General features: G+C 67.8%; 20 protein-coding genes, 2 tRNA genes and 1 pseudogene. 11 read left to right on the top strand and 12 right to left on the bottom strand.

What is annotated here, in order from left to right:
• The gene (locus tag CCR97_RS19595; RefSeq protein ID WP_111355006.1) at positions 1-528 is read left to right on the top strand and encodes a hypothetical protein; all 528 of its coding nucleotides are present in this window, start codon (positions 1-3) and stop codon (positions 526-528) included.
• A gap of 292 nt (positions 529-820) precedes the next feature.
• A pseudogene (locus CCR97_RS19590) lies at positions 821-1,794 on the top strand (IS110 family RNA-guided transposase).
• 84 nt (positions 1,795-1,878) lie between these two features.
• Here the strand turns inward: CCR97_RS19590 and CCR97_RS19585 are convergent.
• Positions 1,879-3,237, bottom strand: a complete 1,359-nt coding sequence (locus CCR97_RS19585) for a tyrosine-type recombinase/integrase (RefSeq protein WP_111355005.1) — start codon at positions 3,235-3,237, stop codon at positions 1,879-1,881.
• A 193-nt stretch (positions 3,238-3,430) separates the two neighbouring features.
• Here CCR97_RS19585 and CCR97_RS19580 point away from each other — a divergent pair, with 193 nt between their 5' ends.
• A complete protein-coding gene (locus CCR97_RS19580; protein ID WP_111355004.1) occupies positions 3,431-3,703 on the top strand; it encodes a cytochrome P460 family protein in 273 nt (90 codons plus the stop codon).
• 57 nt (positions 3,704-3,760) lie between these two features.
• Here the strand turns inward: CCR97_RS19580 and CCR97_RS19575 are convergent, their stop codons facing one another.
• Positions 3,761-4,528: a carboxymuconolactone decarboxylase family protein gene (locus CCR97_RS19575; RefSeq protein WP_111355003.1), complete on the bottom strand. Its 768-nt coding sequence runs from the start codon at positions 4,526-4,528 to the stop codon at positions 3,761-3,763.
• Between the two features lie 599 nt (positions 4,529-5,127).
• Here CCR97_RS19575 and CCR97_RS19570 point away from each other — a divergent pair.
• Positions 5,128-5,424: a helix-turn-helix transcriptional regulator gene (locus CCR97_RS19570; protein WP_111355002.1), complete on the top strand. Its 297-nt coding sequence runs from the start codon at positions 5,128-5,130 to the stop codon at positions 5,422-5,424.
• On the opposite strand, the gene CCR97_RS19565 is transcribed toward CCR97_RS19570, so the two are convergent.
• Both CCR97_RS19565 and guaA read right to left on the bottom strand, forming a co-directional pair.
• The gene (locus tag CCR97_RS19565; protein ID WP_111355001.1) at positions 5,354-6,634 is read right to left on the bottom strand and encodes a tyrosine-type recombinase/integrase; all 1,281 of its coding nucleotides are present in this window, start codon (positions 6,632-6,634) and stop codon (positions 5,354-5,356) included. The genes CCR97_RS19570 and CCR97_RS19565 overlap by 71 nt on opposite strands.
• Positions 6,635-6,928: 294 nt before the next feature.
• Positions 6,929-8,479, bottom strand: coding sequence for a glutamine-hydrolyzing GMP synthase (gene guaA, locus CCR97_RS19560; RefSeq protein ID WP_111355000.1), 1,551 nt, complete (start codon positions 8,477-8,479; stop codon positions 6,929-6,931).
• Positions 8,480-8,660: 181 nt separating this feature from the next.
• On the opposite strand from guaA, the gene CCR97_RS19555 reads away from it, so the two are divergent.
• Positions 8,661-9,596: a leucyl/phenylalanyl-tRNA--protein transferase gene (locus tag CCR97_RS19555; protein ID WP_111354999.1), complete on the top strand. Its 936-nt coding sequence runs from the start codon at positions 8,661-8,663 to the stop codon at positions 9,594-9,596.
• A gap of 215 nt (positions 9,597-9,811) precedes the next feature.
• On the opposite strand, the gene CCR97_RS19550 is transcribed toward CCR97_RS19555, so the two are convergent.
• Complete coding sequence (locus CCR97_RS19550) at positions 9,812-11,173, bottom strand: RsmB/NOP family class I SAM-dependent RNA methyltransferase (RefSeq protein ID WP_111354998.1); 1,362 nt, start codon at positions 11,171-11,173, stop codon at positions 9,812-9,814.
• A 111-nt stretch (positions 11,174-11,284) separates the two neighbouring features.
• Between CCR97_RS19550 and CCR97_RS19545 the strand changes: the two genes are divergently transcribed.
• A complete protein-coding gene (locus tag CCR97_RS19545) occupies positions 11,285-11,836 on the top strand; it encodes a MarR family winged helix-turn-helix transcriptional regulator (RefSeq protein ID WP_111354997.1) in 552 nt (183 codons plus the stop codon).
• Between the two features lie 30 nt (positions 11,837-11,866).
• Positions 11,867-12,379, top strand: coding sequence for a hypothetical protein (locus CCR97_RS19540; protein ID WP_111354996.1), 513 nt, complete (start codon positions 11,867-11,869; stop codon positions 12,377-12,379).
• Positions 12,380-12,676: 297 nt separating this feature from the next.
• Here the strand turns inward: CCR97_RS19540 and CCR97_RS19535 are convergent.
• A tRNA-Gly gene (locus tag CCR97_RS19535) sits at positions 12,677-12,750 on the bottom strand.
• Positions 12,751-13,529: 779 nt separating this feature from the next.
• Between CCR97_RS19535 and CCR97_RS19530 the strand changes: the two genes are divergently transcribed.
• A complete protein-coding gene (locus CCR97_RS19530; protein WP_170145633.1) occupies positions 13,530-13,706 on the top strand; it encodes a hypothetical protein in 177 nt (58 codons plus the stop codon).
• Positions 13,707-13,919: 213 nt separating this feature from the next.
• Here CCR97_RS19530 and CCR97_RS19525 read toward each other — a convergent pair whose 3' ends face one another.
• Together CCR97_RS19525 and CCR97_RS19520 are read right to left on the bottom strand one after the other, a co-directional pair.
• Positions 13,920-14,777, bottom strand: a complete 858-nt coding sequence (locus tag CCR97_RS19525; RefSeq protein WP_111354995.1) for an outer membrane protein — start codon at positions 14,775-14,777, stop codon at positions 13,920-13,922.
• A gap of 344 nt (positions 14,778-15,121) precedes the next feature.
• Positions 15,122-15,206, bottom strand: a tRNA-Tyr gene (locus CCR97_RS19520).
• A 289-nt stretch (positions 15,207-15,495) separates the two neighbouring features.
• On the opposite strand from CCR97_RS19520, the gene rlmB reads away from it, so the two are divergent.
• On the top strand, positions 15,496-16,515 hold the full coding sequence (rlmB, locus tag CCR97_RS19515) for a 23S rRNA (guanosine(2251)-2'-O)-methyltransferase RlmB (RefSeq protein WP_111354994.1): 1,020 nt from the start codon (positions 15,496-15,498) through the stop codon (positions 16,513-16,515).
• A 39-nt stretch (positions 16,516-16,554) separates the two neighbouring features.
• Here rlmB and CCR97_RS19510 read toward each other — a convergent pair whose 3' ends face one another.
• The 3 genes from CCR97_RS19510 to CCR97_RS19500 form a co-directional block, all read right to left on the bottom strand.
• Complete coding sequence (locus CCR97_RS19510) at positions 16,555-17,229, bottom strand: class I SAM-dependent methyltransferase (RefSeq protein WP_111354993.1); 675 nt, start codon at positions 17,227-17,229, stop codon at positions 16,555-16,557.
• A gap of 24 nt (positions 17,230-17,253) precedes the next feature.
• A complete protein-coding gene (locus CCR97_RS19505) occupies positions 17,254-17,832 on the bottom strand; it encodes a hypothetical protein (protein WP_201159771.1) in 579 nt (192 codons plus the stop codon).
• 125 nt (positions 17,833-17,957) lie between these two features.
• A complete protein-coding gene (locus tag CCR97_RS19500; protein WP_201159770.1) occupies positions 17,958-18,494 on the bottom strand; it encodes a hypothetical protein in 537 nt (178 codons plus the stop codon).
• A gap of 431 nt (positions 18,495-18,925) precedes the next feature.
• Here CCR97_RS19500 and CCR97_RS19495 point away from each other — a divergent pair, with 431 nt between their 5' ends.
• Both CCR97_RS19495 and CCR97_RS19490 read left to right on the top strand, forming a co-directional pair.
• Positions 18,926-20,527, top strand: a complete 1,602-nt coding sequence (locus tag CCR97_RS19495) for an MFS transporter (RefSeq protein ID WP_111360358.1) — start codon at positions 18,926-18,928, stop codon at positions 20,525-20,527.
• A 448-nt stretch (positions 20,528-20,975) separates the two neighbouring features.
• Entirely contained in the window at positions 20,976-22,526 is a 1,551-nt protein-coding gene (locus CCR97_RS19490) for an ArnT family glycosyltransferase (RefSeq protein ID WP_111356123.1), read from the top strand.
• Positions 22,527-22,537: 11 nt separating this feature from the next.
• On the opposite strand, the gene CCR97_RS19485 is transcribed toward CCR97_RS19490, so the two are convergent.
• Positions 22,538-23,299 carry a phosphatase PAP2 family protein gene (locus CCR97_RS19485; RefSeq protein WP_111356122.1) on the bottom strand — a complete coding sequence of 254 codons (762 nt, stop codon included), beginning with the start codon at positions 23,297-23,299 and terminating at the stop codon, positions 22,538-22,540.
• Positions 23,300-23,423: the final 124 nt, after the last annotated feature.

The raw sequence follows: 23,423 nt of genomic DNA, 5'->3' as shown, positions 1-23,423 counted from the left end.
ATGCCGGACGACACGATCGAGGTTCGCATCGAGGATATGTCGCAACTCTTTCATACCCTCGATCCCTATCCGTTTCGCGAGCGAGACCTAGACCGGGACGCAGAAGAATTCATTATCAATTGGGCACGTGAGTTGCCGAGAAATCAGCCCATCCATCTCGTGGTCTATCTTTCCGAGTCGCAACTCACGCAGCCATATGCGCAAGAAGTGCCTGCCGGAATAAGGCAACATTTCACTCACCGTGTCGAGCAGGCATCCTTCGATCTTCGAGAGACGTTTCGGATCGGATGGCGTTCCCTTGCAGTCGGCTTGTCTGTGCTAGCGGCTGCCATCGTTGCAAGTCAGGCTATCCACGCCACGGCTCCACCGCCACTTAACCGCGTTTTCGAGGAGAGTCTCATCATTTTTGGCTGGGTCGCCAATTGGAAGCCGATCGAGACGTTTTTATACGACTGGTGGCCAATCATCCGCCGCCGAAATCTGTATCAGCGACTGGCTGACGCAACGGTTGAAGTGAAGGCGAAGTAGAGAAATGCTCTCCCATGGCATTCCATTCTCGGTTAGATTGCTGCGGCAGTGTCCGTTTCCTGCTTGTCTCAACATATGCCAACTGGAGTTGGGAAAACTCCGACCTTTTTTTCAATTGGTCGGTTGTATTCGAGTCTCCCTCCCATGTGGATGATTGGGCATCACAAATTCGGAGATGGGGCAATCGGGTTGTTTGGCGCCCCGGCCCCGATGACGGTTAGCCGGCGATCCTCCAGGCTGAAGCGGGTCGAATCACTTGATCCGCCGTGCAGCAACCCTATGGAGGACACCCGTGAAGCAGCACTATGCCGGACTTGATGTGTCGTTGAGCGAGACGTCGATCTGCATCGTCGACGAGAAACGCAAGGTCGTGAAGGAGGGGCGCGTCGGCTCCGAGCCCGAGACGATCGCCGCCTGGTTGACGCAAACTGGGTTGAGTTTCGAACGGGTCGGTCTCGAGGCCGGATCGCTGGCGCCTGCGACGCATGATGGTTTGCAGGCCGGTTGGTATCGCGTCGTTCACGTCAAGACCCGAGCGACCCGCAAGCTGCGAGCGCTGCTATGCAGCCGCGAGAGGCTGGTCAAGTCCAGGGTCATGCTGGACAACCATCTGCACGGCATTCTCAAGGCGTTCGGCTTGAAGGTTGGCAAAATCGACGCAGCTCGGCTGGAGCGGCGCGTGCGCGAGCTCGTGGATGGCGATGAGCTTCTCAAACGGGTCGTTGGTCCGATTCTCGCGGTTCGCCAGGAGACAGTTCGCCGTCTGGACGACCTTCACGGCCTGGTGCTGGCGGCGGTGAAGGCCGATCCCATCTGCCGATTGTTGGTGACGGTGCCGGGCGTGGGTCCGGTCACTGCGCTGGCGTTCCGCACGGCTGTCGAGGATCCGACGCGCTTTGCCAAATCCTCTCTTGTCGGTGCTCATTTTGGCCTCACTCCCCGAAGATGCGCTTCCGGCGAAACAGATCGCAGTGGCGGAATCAGCCGATGCGGCGATCGGATGATGCGGTCGTTACTCCGTTACTCTGCGAGGCAGCCAATGTCCTGCTGACCCGGGTGCAGCGTTGGAGTTGGCTGAAGCGATGGGGCGTTGAGGTCGCCCGCCGGCGCGGCAAGATGCGCGCTCAAGTCGCCGTGGCTCGCCGGTTGGCGGTGATCATGCATCGGATGTGGATCGAGGGCGTGCCGTTCCGATGGACCAGGACTGCCGCCGATGAGGCAGTTTTGCGCGTAAACGAAGGGGAGCAGCCAACAACGAAATCATGAAATCCGCCTCGGTGGATGCGTCCGGCAGGACATAGGGCTCGACGACATCGACTAGACTAAGAAGCCGCTTGAGGATCTGATCATTCAGGCAGCCCAGCGCGCGTCAGCTTCGCCCGCGATACTTTGTTCTCCAACTGCCCTGCTCAAGAAACGCGCAAGTGCCGCCTTTCGTGAGTCACGATCAAGTGCATACGCCGTGTGCTTGAACTCAATGCCATCGAGCAGGCCTTGGATGTAGCCCGCGATCGTGTCCGCAGCCATCACGAGCGCCGTGTCGAGAGTGTGGATGTATTTGCTCGTAACGGACCCCTTTGAGTGGCCTACCAAGGCTGCGATCGTGACTTCGGTGAATCCCAGGTCGTTCGCGATGCTAGCGAAGCTATGACGCAGCACGTGCGGCGTGACATCCGACAGCGGCGACTTTTTGAAGATCTGCTCCCAGTGGTTCGAGAAGCTGCCGAACGCATTGTCCTCGCCCTGCCCGGGAAAAACATAAGTGCCAACGGCGCCCAAGCGCCGGCAATCGAAATACTCAATGACCGGCAGACCGACTGCGCGAATCGATTTTCCTTCCTTGCTGTCATGCAGGCGCAGATAGCTCGCCTCGCTGTCGACCTCCGACCATTTTAAGTGGATCATCTCGCTGCGTCGGCAACCTGTCAGAGCAATCTGACGAATGATGTCCACAGTCGTAATGTATTTTTCTTGCCTCGCCGCGTCGCGCAGCATCTGGCCGAGGATGCGATACTCCGCTTCAGACAAACGACGCGTTCGCACATTGTCTTTCGGCTTGCGGATGCCGTGTGCCGGATTGCTCTCTATGATGCCGGCTTCGACGGCATAGGTGAGAATACCACCAAGCAAGCCGACCGTTCGGGTTGCGGTTCCAGCTCCACCTCGCACGATGGCCTTGCCGCGAAGTTTTTTGGTTTTGACGGACACCCGGGTCTTTCCAGCCATGATGTCCTTCAGGACCTTGTTAATGTCAGCCTTCGTCAGATCCTTCACGCGCCGCATGCCGATCAGCGGGATGATGTGCCGGTGGATGCGGCCGACGTCGACGGTGATAGTGCTCGGCTTCTTTGACCGTCCGCCTTTCCCGAGGATGAGACCAGCCTCGAGATCCGCCATGTACAATGTGCAAAGTTCCTTGACGGTGAGCGCCTTGTGATCGAGGTGCCGTTCCTCGGCGGGATTGTTGCCCTGCGCGATCCGGCCGAATTGGATCTTCGCCTCCTGACGGACCGTCTCCGGGGTCCAGACTCCGTGAAGGCCTATGGTGTAGCGACGCGAGCGACCACCTGCACGATATTGGATGACGTAGCTTCGCTTGCCCGAGGTGAAAACGCGGAGGCCGAAGCCGGGCAACTCGTCATCCCAAATGACGTAGTCCTTCTCCCGCACTTCGGCGGCGTCGGCGACCCTCTTGGTGATCTTGGCCATCACATTCTCTCAGATCGCCACGCCGACTTCTCGCGTAAGCACCACGTAAGCACCCGGGCGGAAATTGCAGCGCAGTGTCGGATAACAACGTGCTCCTCGGCTTTTTGAAAATCCAGTCAGATCAGATAGATAGAGTACCATAGCGTACCCTGTCGTATATTTCGGATGGGCAGCTTAACGGGCTCCCGAGGCGATCGCCGCCGCCAAGGCCAACCAACCTCTTCCCGATGGTACGGTCATCATGATGGAGGATTATCGCAACGGCGCACTCTACCGTTACATCGTCATGGAAAAACGTCAGGCGTGGGAATCCGTGTCGGGAGCTGGTGCGTGGTTGTTTCGTGAGTTCGCCCCGGATCGAACCCCGAACATGAGCGAGGACGGGTCGCGCTGCGCCTCTTGTCATCAGCCGCAAGCTGCAACCGATTACGTGTTCACAGCGCGTCAGATGCGTGCGCATCAATAGCAGAAGTGCGCCGCCCTTCCTCGCGTTAGAACCGGAAGGGCGACGATTGGCGCAGAATCAATTCCTGCGGCTCTCAAACACCTGTTTGGCGACCGGAAGAGCCGTGAAAACGTTCGGCCAGCCGGTGTAGAAGGCTGCATGCGCCAGCACGCCACCGGCCTCCTCCCGTGTGAGGCCGTTGTCCATTGCCCGATTCAGATGGAACGGCATCTGCGCCACCTGTCCGGACGCAATGAGAGCTGCGACCGTTATCAGGCTTCGGTCGCGTGGCGCCAGATCGGGCCGGAGCCATAGATCGCGGAACAGGAATTCGCGCGTGTTGTCGACGACACCTTGGGATACGTTGCCAAAGTCGGATCGGACACGCGTCTCTCGGACGTTCTCGGCCTCTTGATTTAAAGGCAGAAGTTCTGGCTTGATCGCGGGCAGATCGTTCGCCGCCACGCCCTTTGCCTCGAAGGCTTTAGCGGCGGCATCGACCGCCGACATGGCGTTGCCCCAGCCTGCATAGAAAGCGAGATGCGTGATGGTCTCGGAAATCTCCCGCGCGCTCACACCGGAATTAAGCGCCCGCGTGATGTAATCCGATAATTCGCCAGTCTGATTGCGGGCGATCAGGATCGCGACAGTCACGAGACTGCGGTCTCGTGCCGAAAGCGACGCGTCGCCCCACACCTTACCGAACAGCCCTTCAGTTGTGTAGCGCTCCAGTGCGGGCGCCACGCGCTCGATGTTATTGGACATGATGGGATACCTGTTATCCTGGGCCAATACCGCTCCACCAGAAAGTGCTGCGGTGATGAGAGCTGCGGCCAATGGTTTCATGATGGTTCCTTCGAGAGAATGGGGTCTCATAAAGGTAGGAGCTAACGCGCAAACGGGTTAGATGCCGAAATCGGATAGCTTTCATGAGACCCGTTCATGAAAATCTTGCTTGGCAAAATTCCACAAAACCATGGGGCAACAGCAAGTTATCTGATGTCACGATCGACGGTCCGGGAGAGATGGAGGGCTGGGGATCGCATCGATCAGCTATCCAGTAGTATAGGTGGATCTCGGTAGCTCTTGGCGGCATCCGATGCTGATCCGCTGCATTATCATCCCGTCCCAGCGAAAACGTAGTTATCAGTTTCATCTACGCTGGGGCGCCACCTACGCTAGGCTGCGACCGCTACCCTGCGATGCAATGCCGTGCGCATAGCATCCAGTCGTCTTACCACGAAGCACCGCACCCGACACACTTCGAACTTGTGACCTGACCTCCAGAGCACCGCATCTTTTGGAGATGAGTGCATCGATCACCAGCCAGACAACTTTCTTTTTGTACGCCACAGTAGCCTGCTATCCCACGTCTGAATTTCCGCCCTTCCCTTTCGGAGCCTATCGCGTTCATTTCCTCAAGAGGAGGAATTGAGGAGACGAAGATGGCTCAGCGGAATGACGGCCCGATTAAGCGGACTATCCGTCGACACCAATTGCGCGAAATGGTGCCTCTCGCCGACAGCACCATCTACGAGATGGAACAGCGTGGCGAGTTTCCCAGACGCTTCGCCCTATCGCCACGCTGTGTCGTCTGGGATTTGGCGGAGGTCGAAGCCTGGCTTGCCTCGCGTCGATCAACTCCTGTGCCCCGAGCTCAATCTCCTGATGTCAGGCAGCGGCGGTCGCGCCCTGTTCGAGAGCCGGGTCGGGTTCAAGCAGCGGCATCGAGGGCGGGATGAGTACCGGGACGCGCTTCTTCCCAGCGACCCAGGCGTCGATAATGTCCGACCACTCCTGCATCATGTGGCGACGCTGAACTTCGTACTCCGCCTTGTTATAGACGCCACGTGACGAACGACCATCCTCGTGCGCAAGACACTTCTCGATCCAGTCGCTATTGAAACCGAGCTCGTTGAGCAGCGTGGATCCCGTCCTTCGGAGATCGTGAACCGTGAATGGCTCGAGTGGCAGACCTTCCTTCTTCGCCAGTTCAACAACCGAGTAGGTTACCCGGTTGAACGTCGCGCGCGACATCGGCGCATCCGCGTCGTACCGCGACGGCAACAGGTATCGCGAATTCCCTGCGCAGGTCTTCAGCGCGATCATGATGTCGAGTGTTTGCCGCGACAGATACACGTTGTGCGCCTTCGAACGCTTCATGCGCTCCTTCGGAATCGTCCACACGGCATTCTCGAAATCGACTTCGTCCCACGTGGCGTCCTGCAGCTCGCTCTTGCGCACCATGGTCTGTAGGTAGAGGCGCATGCCGAGCCTGATTGTCGGCAGTGTCGCGACCTTCTCAATCAGCTTGAGCATGATCCTGATCTCAGTAGGCGAGAGCGATCGGTCCTTCGGCACGAATGTCGCGATCGAGGACGGCCCCACATCATCAGCGGGATTGGCGACCTTCTCCCCGTGCAGGATCGCGAAGCCGTAGATTTGCTTGACGATGTCGCGGACGTGGATCGCCGTGGCGGGCGCGCCCCGCTCGACGATCGCCCCGCAAAGAGCCCGGAGGTCATCCGGTGTGATCTCGGTCAGCAGCCTGTTGCGCCACTTCGGCAGCAGCTCGCGCTCGAAGATTGACCGGCGCATCGCCCGCGTACTGTCCGCCATCGGCCCCGCGGTCAGCCATTTCTCGCCGAACTGACCAAAGCTCTTCGCTTCCAAGAGCCGACGCTTCTCCCGCTGCTTTTCGATCGCCGGCGATCGTCCCTCGCTGATCGCCCGCTTGGCGTCGATGCACAGCTCTCGTGCTCGAGCGAGGGACAGCCCCGCAGGACCGTACTTCCCGAAGGTGACGGTCTCGCGCCGCCCATTCATCCGGTAGTCCATCCGAAAGGTGAGTGTCCCGGATGGCTTCACCAGCACGTACATGCCGTCCCGATCCGTCACCTTATAAATTTTGTCTTTTGGTTTCAGGTGCTTAAGCGCTGAGTCCGTCAGCATTTGGGCCGCCTCCTCGAAAAAAGACCGTCAGGCCGTTTTCTGGACCCTGAGCGACTAAATCTCTTTTTATTACAGTATCTTAGGTCACAAAAAAGACCGTCACACGGTGCCCAGACGCTGACGGTATCGGATGAAATCAGATTTCGCAACGGGGAGCCGTACCGTCAGGGAGTACGTCAGCGGCGATCTCTGCCGACCGATAGTTCCCGAACGTCTTTGGCTTATTTTATTTGTTTTATCAGTGCGTTGCGGCGTATTCTGGCGTGCTTTGGGATAGCGCCGGATGGGCCTGAATCATTCCCACTCGATCGTCCCGGGCGGCTTGCTCGTCACGTCGTAGACCACGCGGTTCACGCCCTTCACCTCGTTGATGATGCGGGTGGCGGCGTGGCCTAAAAACTTCATGTCGAAGGGGTAGAAGTCGGCCGTCATGCCGTCCGTCGAGGTGACGGCGCGCAGCGCGACGACGTAGTCGTAGGTGCGGCCGTCGCCCATCACGCCGACGGTCTTGACCGGGAGGAGCACCGCGAAGGCCTGCCAGATGTCGTCGTAGAGGCCGGCGCGACGGATCTCCTCGATGTAGATCTCGTCCGCATACCGGAGGATCTCCAGCTTCTCGGCCGTGATCTCGCCCGGGCAGCGGATCGCGAGGCCGGGGCCCGGGAACGGGTGGCGGCCGACGAACACGTCGGGCAGCCCGAGCTCACGGCCGAGCGCGCGGACCTCGTCCTTGAACAATTCGCGCAGCGGCTCGACGAGCTTCATGTTCATGCGCTCGGGCAAGCCGCCGACATTGTGGTGCGACTTGATCGTCACCGACGGGCCGCCGGTCGCCGAGACGCTCTCGATCACGTCCGGATAGAGCGTGCCCTGTGCCAAAAACTCGGCGCCGCCGAGCTTCTTGGCCTCCTCCTCGAAGATGTCGATGAAAGCCTTGCCGATGATCTTTCGCTTGTCTTCCGGGTCGGTGACGCCGTCGAGCGCGGCAAGAAACTGCTCGCGCGCGTTCACGTGGACGAGCGGGATGTTGTAGTGGCCGCGGAACATCGCGATCACCCGCTTGGCCTCGCCGCGGCGCAGAAGCCCGTGGTCGACGAAGACGCAGGTGAGCTGGTTGCCGATCGCCTCGTGCAGCAGCACGGCGGCGACCGCCGAGTCGACGCCGCCCGAGAGGCCGCAGATCACCTTGCCGTCGCCGACCTGGGCGCGCAGCTTCTCGATCGCCTCCTCCTTGAAGGTGCGCATCGTCCAGTCGCCCTCGCAACCCGCGACCTTGCGCACGAAGTTGCGCAGCAGCAGCGCGCCGTGCGGCGTGTGCATCACCTCGAGGTGGAACTGGGTGCCGTAGAAATGGCGGGTCTCGTCGGCGATGATCGCGATCGGCGCGTTCGGCGAGGTGCCGACCACCTTGAAGCCCTCGGGTGGGCGGGTGACGCGGTCGCCGTGGCTCATCCACACCGGATACTTCTCGCCGACCTGCCAGATGCCGTCGACCAACAGGCACTCGTCGGTGACCTGCACCTCGGCGCGGCCGAACTCGCGGTGGTGGCCGCCCTCGACCAGGCCGCCGAGCTGGTGGGCCATCGCCTGCTCGCCGTAGCAGATGCCGAGGATCGGCACGCCGGCCTCGTAGAGCGAGGTCGGCGGCAGCGGCGCCCCCTCCTCGTGCACCGAGGCGGGGCCGCCCGACAGGATGATGCCCTTCGGGCGCATCGCGGCGTAGGCCTCGGCCGCCTTCTGGTAGGGCACGATCTCGGAATAGACCCCCTCCTCGCGCACCCGGCGGGCGATGAGCTGGGTGACCTGGGAGCCGAAGTCGACGATGAGGATCTTGTCGTGTTTCATGGCGCTGGGGTTAGCGGATCGGGGGCTCCGCCGCAATCCGGGCCGCCCGCAACCCACGGTGAAATCGTGGGCGAAGCGGCGTCTCGCTCCGTCGTGCTCGCTCCTTCGTAATAGTCCCGAAAGGCGGACCGGCGATGATCCGGCCGACGAGCGCCCGTCCCGCGCGCGAAGCGAGCCTGCCATGCCCCTGTCCCCGGCCGTCGCCACCCCCTGCCCCGACGCGGGCGCCGACGCGGACGCCCGCCGCCGCGCCCTGTTCCGGGAAAGCCCCGCCCAGCGGCTTCAGCGCATCGCGCTCGGCACGGCCTGGTCGCTGAAAGGCCCGCGTGCGAAAGGACTGCCGGGCCTGGCGCGGCTGTGGGCGCGCGACCTCCTCGGTCGACCCGCGGGCCTGCCCGATCCGGACCGTACCGTGAACCCGTTCGGGGTGTGCGGCATCGTCGACGACGCCTCGCCCGCGACGCTGACGGCGGCCTATGGGCGCGGCCTGTTCCCGTTCGCCCATGTCGGGCCGCTGAAATGGATTTCGCCCACCGAGCGCTGCATCCTGCTGCTCGACGAGCTGCACATCGCCAAGCGGCTGCGCCGCCAGATGCGGCAGGGCCGGTATAGCGTCACGTTCGACCGCGACTTCGAGGGCGTGATCACGGCCTGCGCGGGGCGCCGGGCGGGGCGCTGGCATCTCACCTGGATCACGCCGCGGATCATGCGGCTCTATGCCGAGGCGTTCGACGCCGGCCATGTCCACTCCTTCGAGGTGTGGAACGAGGCGGGCGAGCTGGTCGGCGGCGGCTACGGGGTGGCGGCCGGCGGCGCCTTCTTCACCGAGTCGCAGTTCTCGCACGAGCCCAACACCTCGAAGATCGGCTTCACGGTGCTGCACTGGCATCTGGCGCAGTGGGGCTTCCTGCTCGACGACGGCAAGTGGCCGACGCCCACCATCCTGGACATGGGATTCCGCACGGTGCCGCGGAGCGAGTTCCGCGCCCTGCTCGCCGACGCCGCCGCCCGCCCGGGAAAGCCGGGCCGCTGGAGCGTGGAGACCGACCTCGCGACGGTCGCGGCCTGGCAGCCGGGCGGCACGGCGAAGGCGGAGAAGGACAAGGACGCGGAATAACGGCGGCGCCCCGGAGGCACGGTGCCGCCTGGGCCGCAGCCCCGTGTCCCGGGCGCGGCGCGGAGCGACGCGAACGGGGACCCAGGGGCGATCAGGCGACTTGCTCTCTGATACTCCTCGCGTGCGGGCCCCTGGGCCCCGGCTCGCCACGCATCCCGGCCTCCGGCCGGCTGCGCGTCGTCCGGGGCACGAGGCCGAGAGGTCGTGGCCGGGCGTCACCCCTCCCGGCGCAGCACGGCGACGAAGAAGCCGTCCGTGCCGGTGCGGCGGGGGGTCATCAGCAGGCCTTCGGGGAAGGTCAGGACCGAGTCGAGGAAGGCCGGCGCCTTGTCGCCCAGCACCGAGACGGTCTTCTCCGGCGGCACCGGGACAAAACCCGGGTGGCGGCCGAGAAAGGCCTGGATCTGATCGGTGTTCTCGTCGGCGAGCAGTGAGCAGGTGACGTAGACGATGCGGCCGCCCGGCCGCACCAGGCCGGCGGCGCGGTCGAGCACGGTCTTCTGCTGGGCGAGACGCTCGGACAGCGAGCCCGGCCGCATCCGCCACTTGGCGTCCGGGTTGCGGCGCCACGTCCCGGTGCCCGTGCAGGGCGCGTCGACCACCACCAGGTCGGCGCGGCCGGAGAGATCGTCGAGCACGTCGATGTCGGGGCGCGGCGTGCGGACCTGGACGTCGCGGACGCCAGCGCGCTCGAGGCGCGCATGGATCGGCGCGAGGCGGCGCTTGTCGAGGTCGGTGGCGTAGAGCTGGCCCTTGTTCTCCATGCTGGCGGCGAGCGCCAGCGTCTTGCCGCCGCCGCCGGCGCACAGGTCGATCACCTGCTCGCCCGGCCGCGCCGCGGCCAGCAACGCCGCGACCTGCGAGCCCTCGTCCTGCACCTCGATCTGGCCCTTGATGAAGGCGGGCTCGGCGTGCACGGGCGGACTCTTGGCATCCGCCCCGATGGCGACGCGCAGGCCGACCGGCGACCACCGGGTCGGCTGCGGCTTCAGATGCGAGAGCTCGGCCAAAACCTTGTCCCGCAGAGCATCCTTGTCCCGCGGAGCGTTGGCGTCGCGTCCCGTCTCCTTCGACGCGGCGAGCGTGTTGATCCGCAGATCGAGCGGCGCCCGGTGCGCCAGCGCCCGCCCCTCGGTGACGCGGTCGTCGCCGAACACCCGGGCGAGCGGCAGGTCGAGCCACTCCGGATAGTCGCCGGCGACATGGGCGGGGGCGTCGCCGATCGCGCCGCCGTCGGTCGCGGCGGACACCGCCGCACGTTCGTCCGCGGTCAGAGGATCCGGGGCGAAACGGCCGCCATCGAACAGCTTTTCCAACGCCGCCAGGTCGAGGCCGCGGTCCAGCCGCAGCATGCCGAGGACGACCGCCCGCGACGTGGTCGCGCCCAGGAGATGGGCCGCCGAAGCCTTGCGGCGCAGCGCGTCGTAGACGAGGCCGGCGATCGCGGCGCGGTCGCCGGACCCGGCGAAGCGGTGCGACAGGCCCCAGTCCTTGAGGGCGTCGGCGGCGGGACGGCGGCGGGCCTCGATGTCGGCGAGGACCGCAATGGCGGCGGCGATGCGGGCTGAAGGCGTCATGCGCCCCTGTCCCACACCACGCCCCGAATAGCCAGCACCGACCCGCGCCGGGCCGGGTCACGCCCCTGCCAGCTTATTGACAGCATACTGTCGTTATGTTTGCATCCTGTCATGTTAGGACGCTTCCACGAGACCCAGACCTCCGAGGGCGATGCCCTCACGGCGCTGATGCTGGAGACCTTCCGGCTCAACGGCCGCCTGCTCGCCGCCGGCGACCGGCTGGTCGCGCCGATCGGCCTGACCAGCGCGCGCTGGCAGGTCCTCGGCGCCATCGCGATGGCCGGGCGCGGCGCCCCGGTCGCCCATATCGCCCGCGACATGGGCCTCACGCGCCAGTCGGTGCAGCGCGTCGTCGACGTGATGGCGGCCGAGGGGCTGGTCGGCTTCGCCGCCAACCCGCACCACCGCCGCGCCAAGCTGGTCGTGCTGTCGGCGCACGGCCGCGCCACCTACGACGCCGCGATCCTGCGCCATGTCGGCTGGTCGAACGGCCTCGCCGACGGGCTCATCGCCGACGGCCTGTCGGCGGACGACATCGTCGGCGCCACCGCCGTCATGCGCACCCTCGTGGCGCGGCTGGAGGCGGCCCTCGCCGCCGGCGACGAGACCGGGCCCGAGACCCGGTCCGGCGCGGCTGGCGAGACCGTCCCGGACACCACCTGACCCGATCCCTTGCGACAGGAGGAGACTGCCATGTCCGCGACCGCCAGCCGCCCGGCTCCCGTCGGCGCCCTGCCCGTCGTCCACGGCCTCGCCGGGACGGCCGCGTTCCTGACCATCCTGACCTTCTGGACCACCACGGTCTGGTCGGAGCTGCTCGCCGATCTCGGAACCGTCGCCGCGGTCAAGCAGGCGATCGCCTGGGCGCTCCTGCTGCTGGTGCCCATCCTCGCCGTCACGGGTCTGTCCGGGTTCCGCCTCGCCGGCGGTGCCGCCTTCCGATCGAACGCCACCGCGTGGAGCACCACGCCCGCGATCCGCGCCAAGCAGCGCCGCATGCCGGTGATCGCGGCGAACGGCGTGCTGATCCTGGTCCCCTGCGCCGTCACGCTCGCGGTGCTGTCGGCGCGGGGCGACTTCGGGCCGACGTTCCAGGCCGTGCAGGCGCTCGAGCTCCTGGCCGGCCCCGTCAACCTCGCCCTGATCGGCCTCAACATCCGCGACGGCCTCCAGCTGGCGGGCCGGCGTGAGCCGTCAGCGAGGTGACCCGGACGACCGCGTCGCGCGCGCGTACCCCGACACGGCGCAACGCGCCGCAAAGCCCGATCCGTTGCCGAGCCCATGCCCGAAGGCGCCTATCGTGCCGAACCTCGACGACCGAGCTGAGCGTCCGAAGGCAGCGCCCGATCCCTCGCGCGTTCGCACCTCCGCGGAAGCCACCGCGGGATCGCCGCGAGGGCGGGTCAGCGGTTACAGCACCGCCACACCGACCTTTGCCGAATCCGTCACGGAACCCACCGCCAGCCGCACACCACGTGATTGATTTGGGTCCGGAAAAAGAACTGGAGCGGGTGAAGGGAATCGAACCCTCGTCATCAGCTTGGAAGGCTGTTGCTCTACCATTGAGCTACACCCGCCGCAGCGTTCACGGTCGCCTTGCGGTGGCCGGACGCGGCCTTTGCGGCACGGTCGGCTTCTCGCACAAGACCGGGGCGACTTCAACCCTGGTGCAGCCGCTCCTCCGGACCGTCGCTGGCGGCCGCTCGCGCGCGCCGCAGCGCTTCGGCGCGGCCCCCGTCGGGCCCGCCGCGAGGCTGTCCTCGAGAGGCGCTTTTTCCGGGTCGCAGGCTCGCGATCCGACGCGGCGTCGACCGGCCCGCGCGCGCCCTCGATGGCGTCCCGCCCGCCGACCGGTACGGCAACTGCGTCGGGCTCCCACCCGCGCGCGCCAAAAGGGCCACGGTCCGCCCCACGCCCCCTACCCCGGTGCTCACCGGTCTCGGGCGGGTGTGAACGGGCCCTCGCGCATCGGCCGCCGGCGGGCCGCCGGGTCCGGGAGGCTCCCGGGCAAAACCCGGCGCGTGGCGGGCCGCGGCGGGCCAGGCCCGGCGAGTCGGTCCAGGGTGCGCCGCAAATAAATCCGAAAACCGACCCGGGTGGTCCAAAACTGTGCCCGGACGTAGTCTAGGTCCGTAAGCTGTGTTTTACGAAGCTGTGCAAGTCTTCGCACAGTGGGAATGCAGCGAGTGCATGCGTGCTTGTCGGCAAAGGCGAATTTGCCGGCATGATCTCTTTGCATTGCGGTGATCCGTCAAGCGGAGACTTGACGGCTCGGACGATCCTGGTAACCCGAAGCCACCTTAGAACCTGTCGACAGCAGGCACTCACAGATAGAGAGACCAAACGAGGCACCCCCATGAGCCCGACCCCGAACCCGAAGTCCGACGATCCGCCCACCGCGCTGCTGGCGATCCTCGACACCTTCCGCCGTCACCCGGCCGCCGTGTCCGAGCGGGCCCGCGAAAGCCTCGAGGCCTTCGGGCTCATCGACAGCACCGAGTCGACATCGGCCCGCAGCAAGCATCGCCGTTGAGGCGCACCGGCCGGCCGCTCCTGGACGCCGCCATCGCGGCGGGCCGAGCGGCGTGGCCAAGAATGGGCGGAGCCGCGTTCCGGCATCCGCCGCCCGGAATGTCACGATCGCCCGGCGGGGCGCCGGTCACGCTGACGACGCCGTCCGGGCCCGGCGCCCCGCCGCCGCATCCGGCCAGGGCGGTCGACCTTCCGCGGCGGCCCGGGTCTGGCCTCAGAAGCGGTAGACGATGCCGCCGCGGGCCACCTGGAAATCGGTCCGGCCGAAGTCGGCGGTGAAGGAGCTCGCCCGGTCGGACGCGTTCAGGAGCGTGAGCGCGACGGCATCGACCGAGGCGCGGCCCAGGCTCACATAGAGATACTCCGCCTTGAGGCTCCATTGCCGGGCGATGAGCAACTCGGCTCCGGCTCCGGCCGTGAACCCAAGCTCGACTCCCGACGCCGATCCCGCGAAGCAGGTCTGGCCCGGCGCCGGGCACCGATACGACACGCCGCCGACGCCGCCGGCGATCGCCCCGGGCGGCCCGTCGAACCGGTAGGCGGCGGACCGCTCGACCTGTCCGTAGGCGAGGCCGCCGGTGGCGTAGAGCAGCAGGTTGTCGGTGGCGAGCCAGCCGACCCGCGCCCGCAGGGTGCCCCACCAGTCGACCTTTTGATCGGCGGTGAGCGTCTGGGTGTAGCTCGGCGGAAACAGAGCGCTGGTGCCAACGCCGCTGCCTTCGAGCGACATCAGACTGACGTCGGCGACGAAGCCGGCCACCACGGCGGCGCTGGCCTGCACGTCGAAGCCGGCCTCCAGGCCGCCCGTGATCAAACCGGCCGAAAAGCCCGGCGCCACGACCGGCTGATTGCCAACGAAGTTGCTGATCGCGGCGAGCCGGTTGGTGGCCGGGAGATCGTTGCCGAAGAGGCGCAGGTCACGGTCGGCCCAAGCGCCGCCGAACGTCGCCCCGACATAGACGCCGGTCCAGCTCGGCGCAGGCGGCGGCGGCGCCCTCACGGCGAGATCGGCCGCCTGCGCCGTCGTTGCGAGCGGCAGTCCCGCGAGCACCGGGACCACCTGTCGGATCATGACGAGCCCCTGCGAATCCACACCGTCAGGCTAGCAGGGGGACGCCCGACGGGCGGTAACGCCGGCGCAACACACGCGACCCGAACGGTGCGCCGGGCTGGACCGCGTCGACGATGGGCGAAGCACCGGCCGGCACGGCCGGTCGCGGCGATGCCGCTCGAGGGCATCAGCCTCGCGCCCGTCGAGACCCGCCTTCGAAGGCGCGCTTCATCCAAACCGGAACCGCTGCCACCTGATCTTGCGCGCCGTGCCATTCGATTTTGCGCGCGACAGTTCCCGCAACCTCGCAATGGTGCGGGAGGCAGCTCAATTATGTCATTGAATTCAGGGTGTTAGAAAGCGGATGGTGGGGGAGGTAGGACTCGAACCTACGAAGGCATAGCCAGCGGATTTACAGTCCGCCCCCTTTGCCGCTCGGGACACTCCCCCACGTCGCGCTCGGCAGCGTCTCGGTCCACGGTCCGGACCACGGTCGAGGTGTCCGGAAGACCGGCGGGTGCGCCGCGCGTCGGGCCGTTCTTATGGGTGGCCCTCCCCCGGGTGTCAACACGAAAAAGCCCGGTCCGCAAAGCCGGTCCGCACAGTCTCGCGGACGGTCCGGGCGGCCCCGTCGCTCGACAGCCGCGGAACCTTCGGCAATGCCGCAGTGGCGCCGTGCGCCCTGCCCCGCTATGCAGTCCCGACCCATCCGTTCCAGAGACCCGAGCCGGACCCGACCATGACCGACCGCGACCGCCCGCATAAGCCGTTCCGATCCGGATCCGGGTCGGCCGGAGCCGGATCCGGCGGTAAGCGGCCGTGGCGGCCCGAAGGCGGGCGGCCGGAGGGCGGGCGCGCCGCCGGCGCGGTGACGCCCTGGGCCAGCAAGAACGATCGCAAGGACGAACCCCGCAGGGACGACACGCGCCGGGACGACACGCGCAAGGCCGGGCCCGGCAAGGACCGCAAGAATCGGTTCCCAAAGGACGGCTCGCGCAAGAAGGCGGCCTTCGCCCGGCGCGGCCGGCCCGAGTCGCGCGGCGACGGCCCGGCGATTCTCTACGGCTGGCACACCGTGAAGGCGGCGCTGGAGAATCCGGCGCGGCGCTTCCGCCGCCTGCTGGCCACCGAGAATGCCGCCCACCGCCTCGCCGAGGAGGGCGTGTCGACCCCGGTCGCTCCGACCCTGGTGCGGCCCGACGAGATCGCCGCGATCGTCGGCCCCGAGGCGGTGCATCAGGGCCTGCTCGCCGAGGCCGACCCGCTCGAGTCGCCCGACATCTCCGAGCTGCCGGCCGAGGGGCTGGTGCTGGTGCTCGACCAGATCACCGATCCGCACAATGTCGGCGCCATCATGCGCTCGGCCGCCGCCTTCGCGGTCGCCGCCGTCGTCACCACGGCGCGCCACAGCCCGGAGGCGACCGGCGTGCTCGCCAAGGCCGCGTCCGGCGCCCTCGACATCGTGCCGATCGTCACGGTGGGCAACCTCGCGCGGGCGCTCACGGCGCTGAAGGACAACGGCTGGATGACGGTCGGGCTCGACAGCGAGGGGACGGCCGATCTCGCCGACACGCCCCTGCGCGGCCCCCTGGCGCTGGTGCTCGGCGCCGAGGGCAAGGGCCTGCGCCAGCTCACCCGGCAGACCTGCGACGCGGTCGCCCGCATCGACCTGCCGGGCCAGATCACCAGCCTCAACGTGTCGAACGCGACGGCGCTCGCCCTCTATGTCGCCCACACGCGGCTGAAGGCCGGCGCCTGACCGGGCCGGCCGGCGCGCCGCCCGGCCGAACGGGCCGCCTCACGACGGCTCGACCGTGAAGAACGCGATCGGCCCGGCACCGAGGAGTGCGAGCTTCGCCCGCGCCGCGAGGGGGACGGCGAGCCGGCGGAACGCCGGCCGTCCGAAGAACAGCGCCCAGCCGCGCGGATTGACGTAGACGATCCGGATGTTTCGCGGCTCGGCCGCGGCCGCCTCCTCGAGCCGGTCGGCGACGCGGTCGAGCACCTCGCGGGCGAACGGGTTGTAGAAGAACAGCACGAGGTCGCCGGCGGGCGGCACGTAATCGGCCGCGTCCGCATGCACGACCGAGAGATCGCGGCAGGCGAGGCGCTCGGCCGGCCAGGCGGAAATGTTGTCACGCGCCTCGGCCACCAGGCTGGCCGAGAACTCCACCCCGACGCAGCGGCGGAACGGCCGCCCGGCCGCGGCGAGCAGCATCCGGCCGCGCCCCGCTCCGTAGTCCACGAAGGTGGTCTCGGCCGGATCGATCGCCAGCGCGTCGAGCGCCCACAGGAGCGGCAGGCGCGGAAAGGCCTCGTAGCGGCGGTCCTGCAACGCCGCGGGCGCCCCGACGATGTCGGCCGCCGCGACCGTGCGGGCACGCCCGCTCGGCCAGCGCTCGAGCGCGTCACGCGTGCGGTCGTAGACGGCGTGATGCAGCAGGATCCGGGCCTGGCGCCAATAGTAGCCCACGCGAGGTGTCGGCTCCGTCGATCCTCAGCGGCCGGGCGCGCGCGGCGCCGCCTTCGGGGCCGGACGTTTCGGCACCGAGCCGGTGGCGACAGGATCGCTCGCCGGGCCGTCGATCACCTCGGCGCGGGCGACCCGGGTGACGTCGATCACCTTGGCGCGCGGCGCCGGCCGCACCTCGTAGGCGCCGTAAGGGGGCGCCCCGGCGACCCGCTCGGCGACGCCGAGATCGCTCGGGCCGACATAGCCGTAGCGACGCGGCCCGTACCATCGCTTGTAGGGCCGGTGGGCCGGCCCCCAGGTATAAGGATAGCGGATCGTGTAGGCGTAGCCGCCCTCCGAGAAGGTCGGCACCGCATAGATGCCGGGGCCGCGATAGAGCGGGCCCTGGTCGACCACGTACATGGGACGGCGCGCATCGGAGGGGTCGAGGATGTAGCCGGTGGGCGGCACCGCCGGCGGCACCGGCGCGGCGCCGTAGACGACCACGGGTCCACCGACGCAACAGCCCTGGGCCAACGCCGCTCCGCTTCCGACCACCGTGACGGCTCCGATGGCCGCCGCGGCGACGACCCCGAACCTCAGACCCTGAACGCTGCGACGCATGACCCGTCCCTCTGGTCGTCACTGCGGTCGGCGGACTCGACTCCGCCACCGACGAAAACCCTACGCCGGACCCGCCGGCACGGAAAGCGGCCGCTTCGCCGCGCCGCCCTGGCCGGTCCGACGGCTCACCGCCGTCCCCCGCCGCCGTTCCGCGGCCGCGGTGGCGGCCACGGACCCGGCCCCGGCGCCGGACCCGGCCCGCCCCAAGGCGGCGTCACCACGAGGCCGCCCGGCATGTTGTACGAATAGTCGGGCGGCATCAGCGTGACCGGATTGTCGTCCGACTTCGCCTGCCACGACTGATGGAACGCCTCCGCCGGCTTCGGCGGCTTGCCCTTGTCGGGATCGTATTCGAGCCGGCCGAGCCGCGGCAGCTCGCCCGAGCTCGGATAATACGGGCGGTGGCGCCCGACATTCGGTCCGGGACTGCAGCACAGCGGCTGGATGACGGTCGGCCCGATCCAGCCGGCCCGGTAGAGCCCCCAGTCGCCTTCGACGACCGCATAGGACGCCTCGCGCCCGTTGACGAAGACCGGGACGTCGCGCCGGCCCGGAATCACGATCACCGGTCCGTTGTCCTGGGCGACCGTGGACGTCGCGACGACGGCCGTCGAGAGAGCGAGCCCGACGAGCCCCGCTTCGATGATCCGCCTGCGATCCATGCCCCCTCCTGCCGCCCATCGGTGCGTCGGTCGTCGCGCCACGAGACGTCGCGCGACATCCCCCGCGCGGATCCCGCCCGCTCGTCCACCACAGCGGACAACTTTTGAGATTCCCCTCGGTTCACCTCGCAGGAGCCGCGATTTCACCCTTTAACCCTAACGATTCCAGACCTTTCCCGGCCTGCACGAGGGCGCGCGCGTCGCGCCGGGCCGGCGCCGGACGAGCGGCCGCGGCCTGCGGCGCGCGGCGGCCGCTTCGACTTTCGACTATCCCGCGAAGATCCGGAGAGACTTTTCGGCCCCGCGCGTCCTACACCTTGGGTCGGACGAGCCGGTTCGGCCGGACGGTCCCAACCCCAAGAAACCACAGATCGGAAACGCCGAGGCACGAGACGATGCACAGGAGCCGGATTTCGGCGCGCGGCGCCGGCATGACGAAGGACGAGAAGTTCGTCATCTTCGCCTCGTCGCTCGGCACCGTCTTCGAGTGGTACGACTTCTATCTCTACGCGACGCTGGCGCCGTTCTTCGCCGCGCTGTTCTTTCCGCCCGGCAACGACACGGCCGCCCTGCTCTCCGCCTTCGCGACCTATGCGGCGGGCTTCCTGGTGCGGCCGTTCGGCGCCCTGGTGTTCGGCCGCATCGGCGACCTGGTCGGGCGCAAGTACACGTTCCTGGTCACCATCTTCGTGATGGGCGGGGCGACCTTCCTGGTCGGCCTTCTGCCGACCTTCGACACCATCGGCTGGGCCGCGCCCTTGCTGCTCGTCGGGCTGCGCCTGATCCAGGGCCTGGCGCTCGGCGGCGAATACGGCGGGGCGGCGACCTACGTGGCCGAGCACGCGCGGCCGCGCAACCGCGGCTTCGCCACGAGCTTCATCCAGACGACGGCGACGCTCGGCTTCTTCCTGGCGCTCTTGGTGATCGGCATCGCCCGCCTCGCCATGGACGCCGACAGCTTCGCCTCGTGGGGCTGGCGCATTCCCTTCGTCGTCTCGCTGGCGCTCCTCGTGCTGTCGATCTGGATCCGGCTGCGGCTCAACGAGACGCCGATCTTCCAGCGCATGAAGGAGGAGGGCAAAGGCTCCAAGGCGCCGCTGACCGAGAGCTTCTTCCGCTGGCCGAACAACAAGTACGTGATGCTGGCGCTGCTCGGCGCGACGGCCGGCCAGGGCGTCGTCTGGTACACGGGCCAGTTCTACGCGCTGTTCTTCCTGCAGATCACGCTGCAGCTCGACTACGTGCTCGCCTACATGCTGGTCGGCCTGTCCCTGCTGGTCGGCACGCCGCTGTTCATCGCGTTCGGATGGCTGTCCGACCGGGTCGGCCGGCTGAAGATCATCCTGCTCGGCTGCCTGCTCGCCGCCGCGACCTACATCCCGCTGTTCCAGGTGCTGACGCAGGCCGTGAACCCCGACCTCGCGGCCTTCCAGGCGCGCTCGACCATCACCATCTCGGCCGACCGGACGGACTGCCGCGTCCACGTCTTCGTCGGGCCGTGGTCGGACTTCTCCGACTGCGACCGCGCCCAGGACTTCGTCACCAAGCGCGGCGTCTCGTTCCAGAAGGCCGACGCGCCGGGCGGGCCGGTGACGCTGATCATCGGCGACACGCGGGTCGAGGGCTGGGACCAGCCGCGCTGGGAGGCGGCCTTCGCGACCGCCGGCTACCCGCCCTACGCCGACCCGGCGAAGGTCGACTGGGTGATGGCGGAGCTCGTGCTGCTCGTGATGGTGCTCTACGTCGTCATGGTCTACGCACCGATGGCGGCGTTCCTGGTCGAGATGTTCCCGACCCGCATCCGCTACACCTCGATGTCGCTGCCCTACCACATCGGCAACGGCTGGTTTGGCGGCATGCTGCCGCTCCTCGCCACCGCGATCGTCGCCTCCACGGGCGATATCTATGCCGGCCTGTGGTACCCGATCGCCGTCGCCGGCATGACCGTGCTGGTCGGCGCCATCTTCCTGCGCGACACCAAGGACGTCGACATCGCCACCGAGTCGGGCGTCGACATTTCCCGCAGGGGGTGAGGCACGGCAGCGGTCCGTATCTCGCCGTCATTCCGGGGCGCGCCACCCGGATCGGCGCTTCGCGCCGTCCGGGCGCAGGCTCCGGCGCGAACCCGGAATCCAGCGGCGAACACCGCATGCTGGGCCGGGATCCGGGTTCGGCCTTGCAGGCCGCCCCGGATCCCGGCCTGTGCACTGCGCCCGTGTCCCGGACGCGGTGCGACGCGCAGCGGTGCACCGTGAGCCGGGACCCAGGAGCGCTACGACGGGCGGCTCGGAGGGCGAGACCGGCAGGCGTCTGTCTTTGACGTCCCTGGGCCCCGGCTCTGCGGCGCATCAGGCCTTTGGCCTGCTGCGCCTTGTCCGGGGTACGCACGCCCCGGGACGACCACGCCCGCGCCCCCCCTTCATTGAATCGCCCGGAGGCGGCTGGTAGACGGGGCGGCCCGACAACGCCGCGACCGGATCCATGCGAAGCGCCCTCCCCCTGAAGACCCCGATCGACGCCGTGCGACCCGCGACGGGCGATCTCGCGGCGCCCCGCAAGCCGCTCGACCATCTCCCGCTGCTGGTCGTCATCCTGCTGGCGCTCACCGCACTGCGGCTCGTCGGGCTGCGCTACTCGATCGTCGACCTCTTCTACGACGAGGCGCAGTACTGGTCGTGGGCCCAGAACCTCGCCTTCGGCTACTACTCGAAGCCGCCGCTGCTCGCCTGGATCATCTTCGGCGCCGAGCGCGTCTGCGGCGAGGCCGAATGGTGCGTGCGGGCGCCGGCGCCGATCTTCTATTGCGGCACCAGCCTCGTCGTGTACGCGATCGGCCGCGCCCTCTACGACGAGCGCACCGGCTTCTGGGCCGCGCTGATGACGGCGCTGACCACCGGCGCGGCGTTCTCGTCGCGCATCGTCTCGACCGACGTGCCGCTGCTGTTCTTCTGGGCCGTGGCGCTCTACGCCTATGTGAAGCTCCTCGAGGCACCACGCTGGCGCCACGCGCTCCTGATGGGCGTCGCCACCGGCCTCGGGCTGCTCGCCAAATACGCGATGATCTACATCGTGCCCGGCATCGTCATCGCGGCGATCGTCAGCCCGCGCGCCCGCGCGCTGCTGCGCGGCCCGCATCTGTGGGTGGCGCTTCTCGTCGCGCTCGTCGTCGTCTCGCCCAACCTGATCTGGAACGCCGCGACCGGCTTCATCACGTTCAAGCACACCGGCGGCCTCGTCATCGGCGAGGAGGTGCGCTGGAGCGCGCTGCGGGCGCTCGAGTTCCTCGGCGCGCAATTCGGCGTGTTCGGACCCGTCATCTTCGCCGTGATGATCGTCGTCACGGTGCGGCTTTTCCGCGGGCGCCTCCCCGAGGCCGACCGGGTGATGATCGCCTTCTCGCTGTTCCCGGTCGCGCTCGTCACCGCCTTCGCCGTCACCGTGCACGCCTATGCGAACTGGGCCGCCGTCGCCTTCGTGTCCGGCGTCGTCGTCGCCGCGGCGACGCTGGTGCGCGAGCGCGCCTTCGGCTGGATCACCGCGAGCCTGGTGATCGGCGCGGTGACGCAAGCGCTGCTGCTGGTCGGCGACGTGGTCGCCGACCGCGTCGCGCTGCCTTTGCTGAAGAACCCCAACCCGTATTCGCGCACGCTCGGCTGGCGCGACTTCGCGGAGAAGGCCGGGGCCGCGGCACGCGCCGCCGGGGCGACCGCGATCGTCAGCGATTCCCGCGGCGACCTCGGCGCCCTCCTCTACTATCTGCGCGACGAAGGGATCCCGGTGCTGTCGTGGCGGACCGAGGAGATTCCCTCGTTCGATCTCGGCACGCCGTATGGTCCGCAGACCGCCGGGCCGGTGCTGCTGGTGACGGTGTGCCGCGACGAGGCGCGCATAAGGCCGCATGTGGCGACCGTCGAGCCGCTCGGCATCACCCGCACCGGCGAAGGCACGGGCGGCCCGCGCGGCTTCCACGCCTTCCGGCTCACCGGCCCGAAGGACCCGCTGCCGCCGCTCGCCGTGTGCCCGTGGCCGTGACCGACTGATCGTCAGGCGGTCCGCTCGCCCGGCCGCAGGATCAGGGCGTGCAGCACCCACACGGTCAGCGCCGTGATGACCGCCGACATCAGCACGTCGGACGTGAAATGCCCGCCCATGGCGATGCGCACGCCGCCGACCGCGAGCGCCCAGGCGAGCACCGCGACGATGCCGAGCGGGCGCCAGCGTGGCGGCAGCAGCACCGCGACGGCGAGCAGCCACATCGCGCTCGACATCTCGCCCGACGCGAACGAGCAGTTCGAATCGCAGCGGCCGAACGGGCTCCACCACGGCACGAAATCGAGCGTGCCGCCGAACTGCGTCACCTCGATCGGCCGCGGCCGCCCGCCGAAGGGCTTGAGGATGCCGTTGATGATCAGCCCGGGCGCCACCACGAGGGTCGCCAGCACGAACAGCGCGGCGCGCAGCGACAGCGCCTGCGGCAGCCGTGCCGCGGCGACCCGCGGGGCGGCGAGCCACAGGATCAGGATCACGCCGGCGGAAATCGCGACGGCCCGCACGATGGTGTCGTTGACGTCGCGGATCGCCTGCAGGGACGGCGTGTAGGTGTAGGCGAACAGGCGCAGCGCCGGATCGAAGGCGAGCGACGTCACGGCGAGATCGAGCCGCGGCCACAGCCCGAACACGAGGCCGACCACGACGCCGGTGCCGAGGATCGCCGCGAGTGCCAGCGCGGCACGGCGGCGCGGCGGCAGCGCCGGAGCGAGCGCGCCCGCAGGCACCTGCAGGGACGGGACGGACAGACGGGACATCGAACCTCCGGCGGGCCTTCAGGGCACGGCCGGAGCGCGGCGTCGGCGCGCCCATTCCCGGCCGCCGCCCTTGAAGCAAATCCGACGCGGCGACGCAAAGGCCCGCCCCGGCGGCGCGACGCCG

Source organism: Rhodoplanes elegans, from assembly GCF_016653355.1.
Lineage (GTDB): Bacteria > Pseudomonadota > Alphaproteobacteria > Rhizobiales > Xanthobacteraceae > Rhodoplanes > Rhodoplanes elegans.
This window is presented reverse-complemented; position numbering and strand designations above follow the sequence as displayed.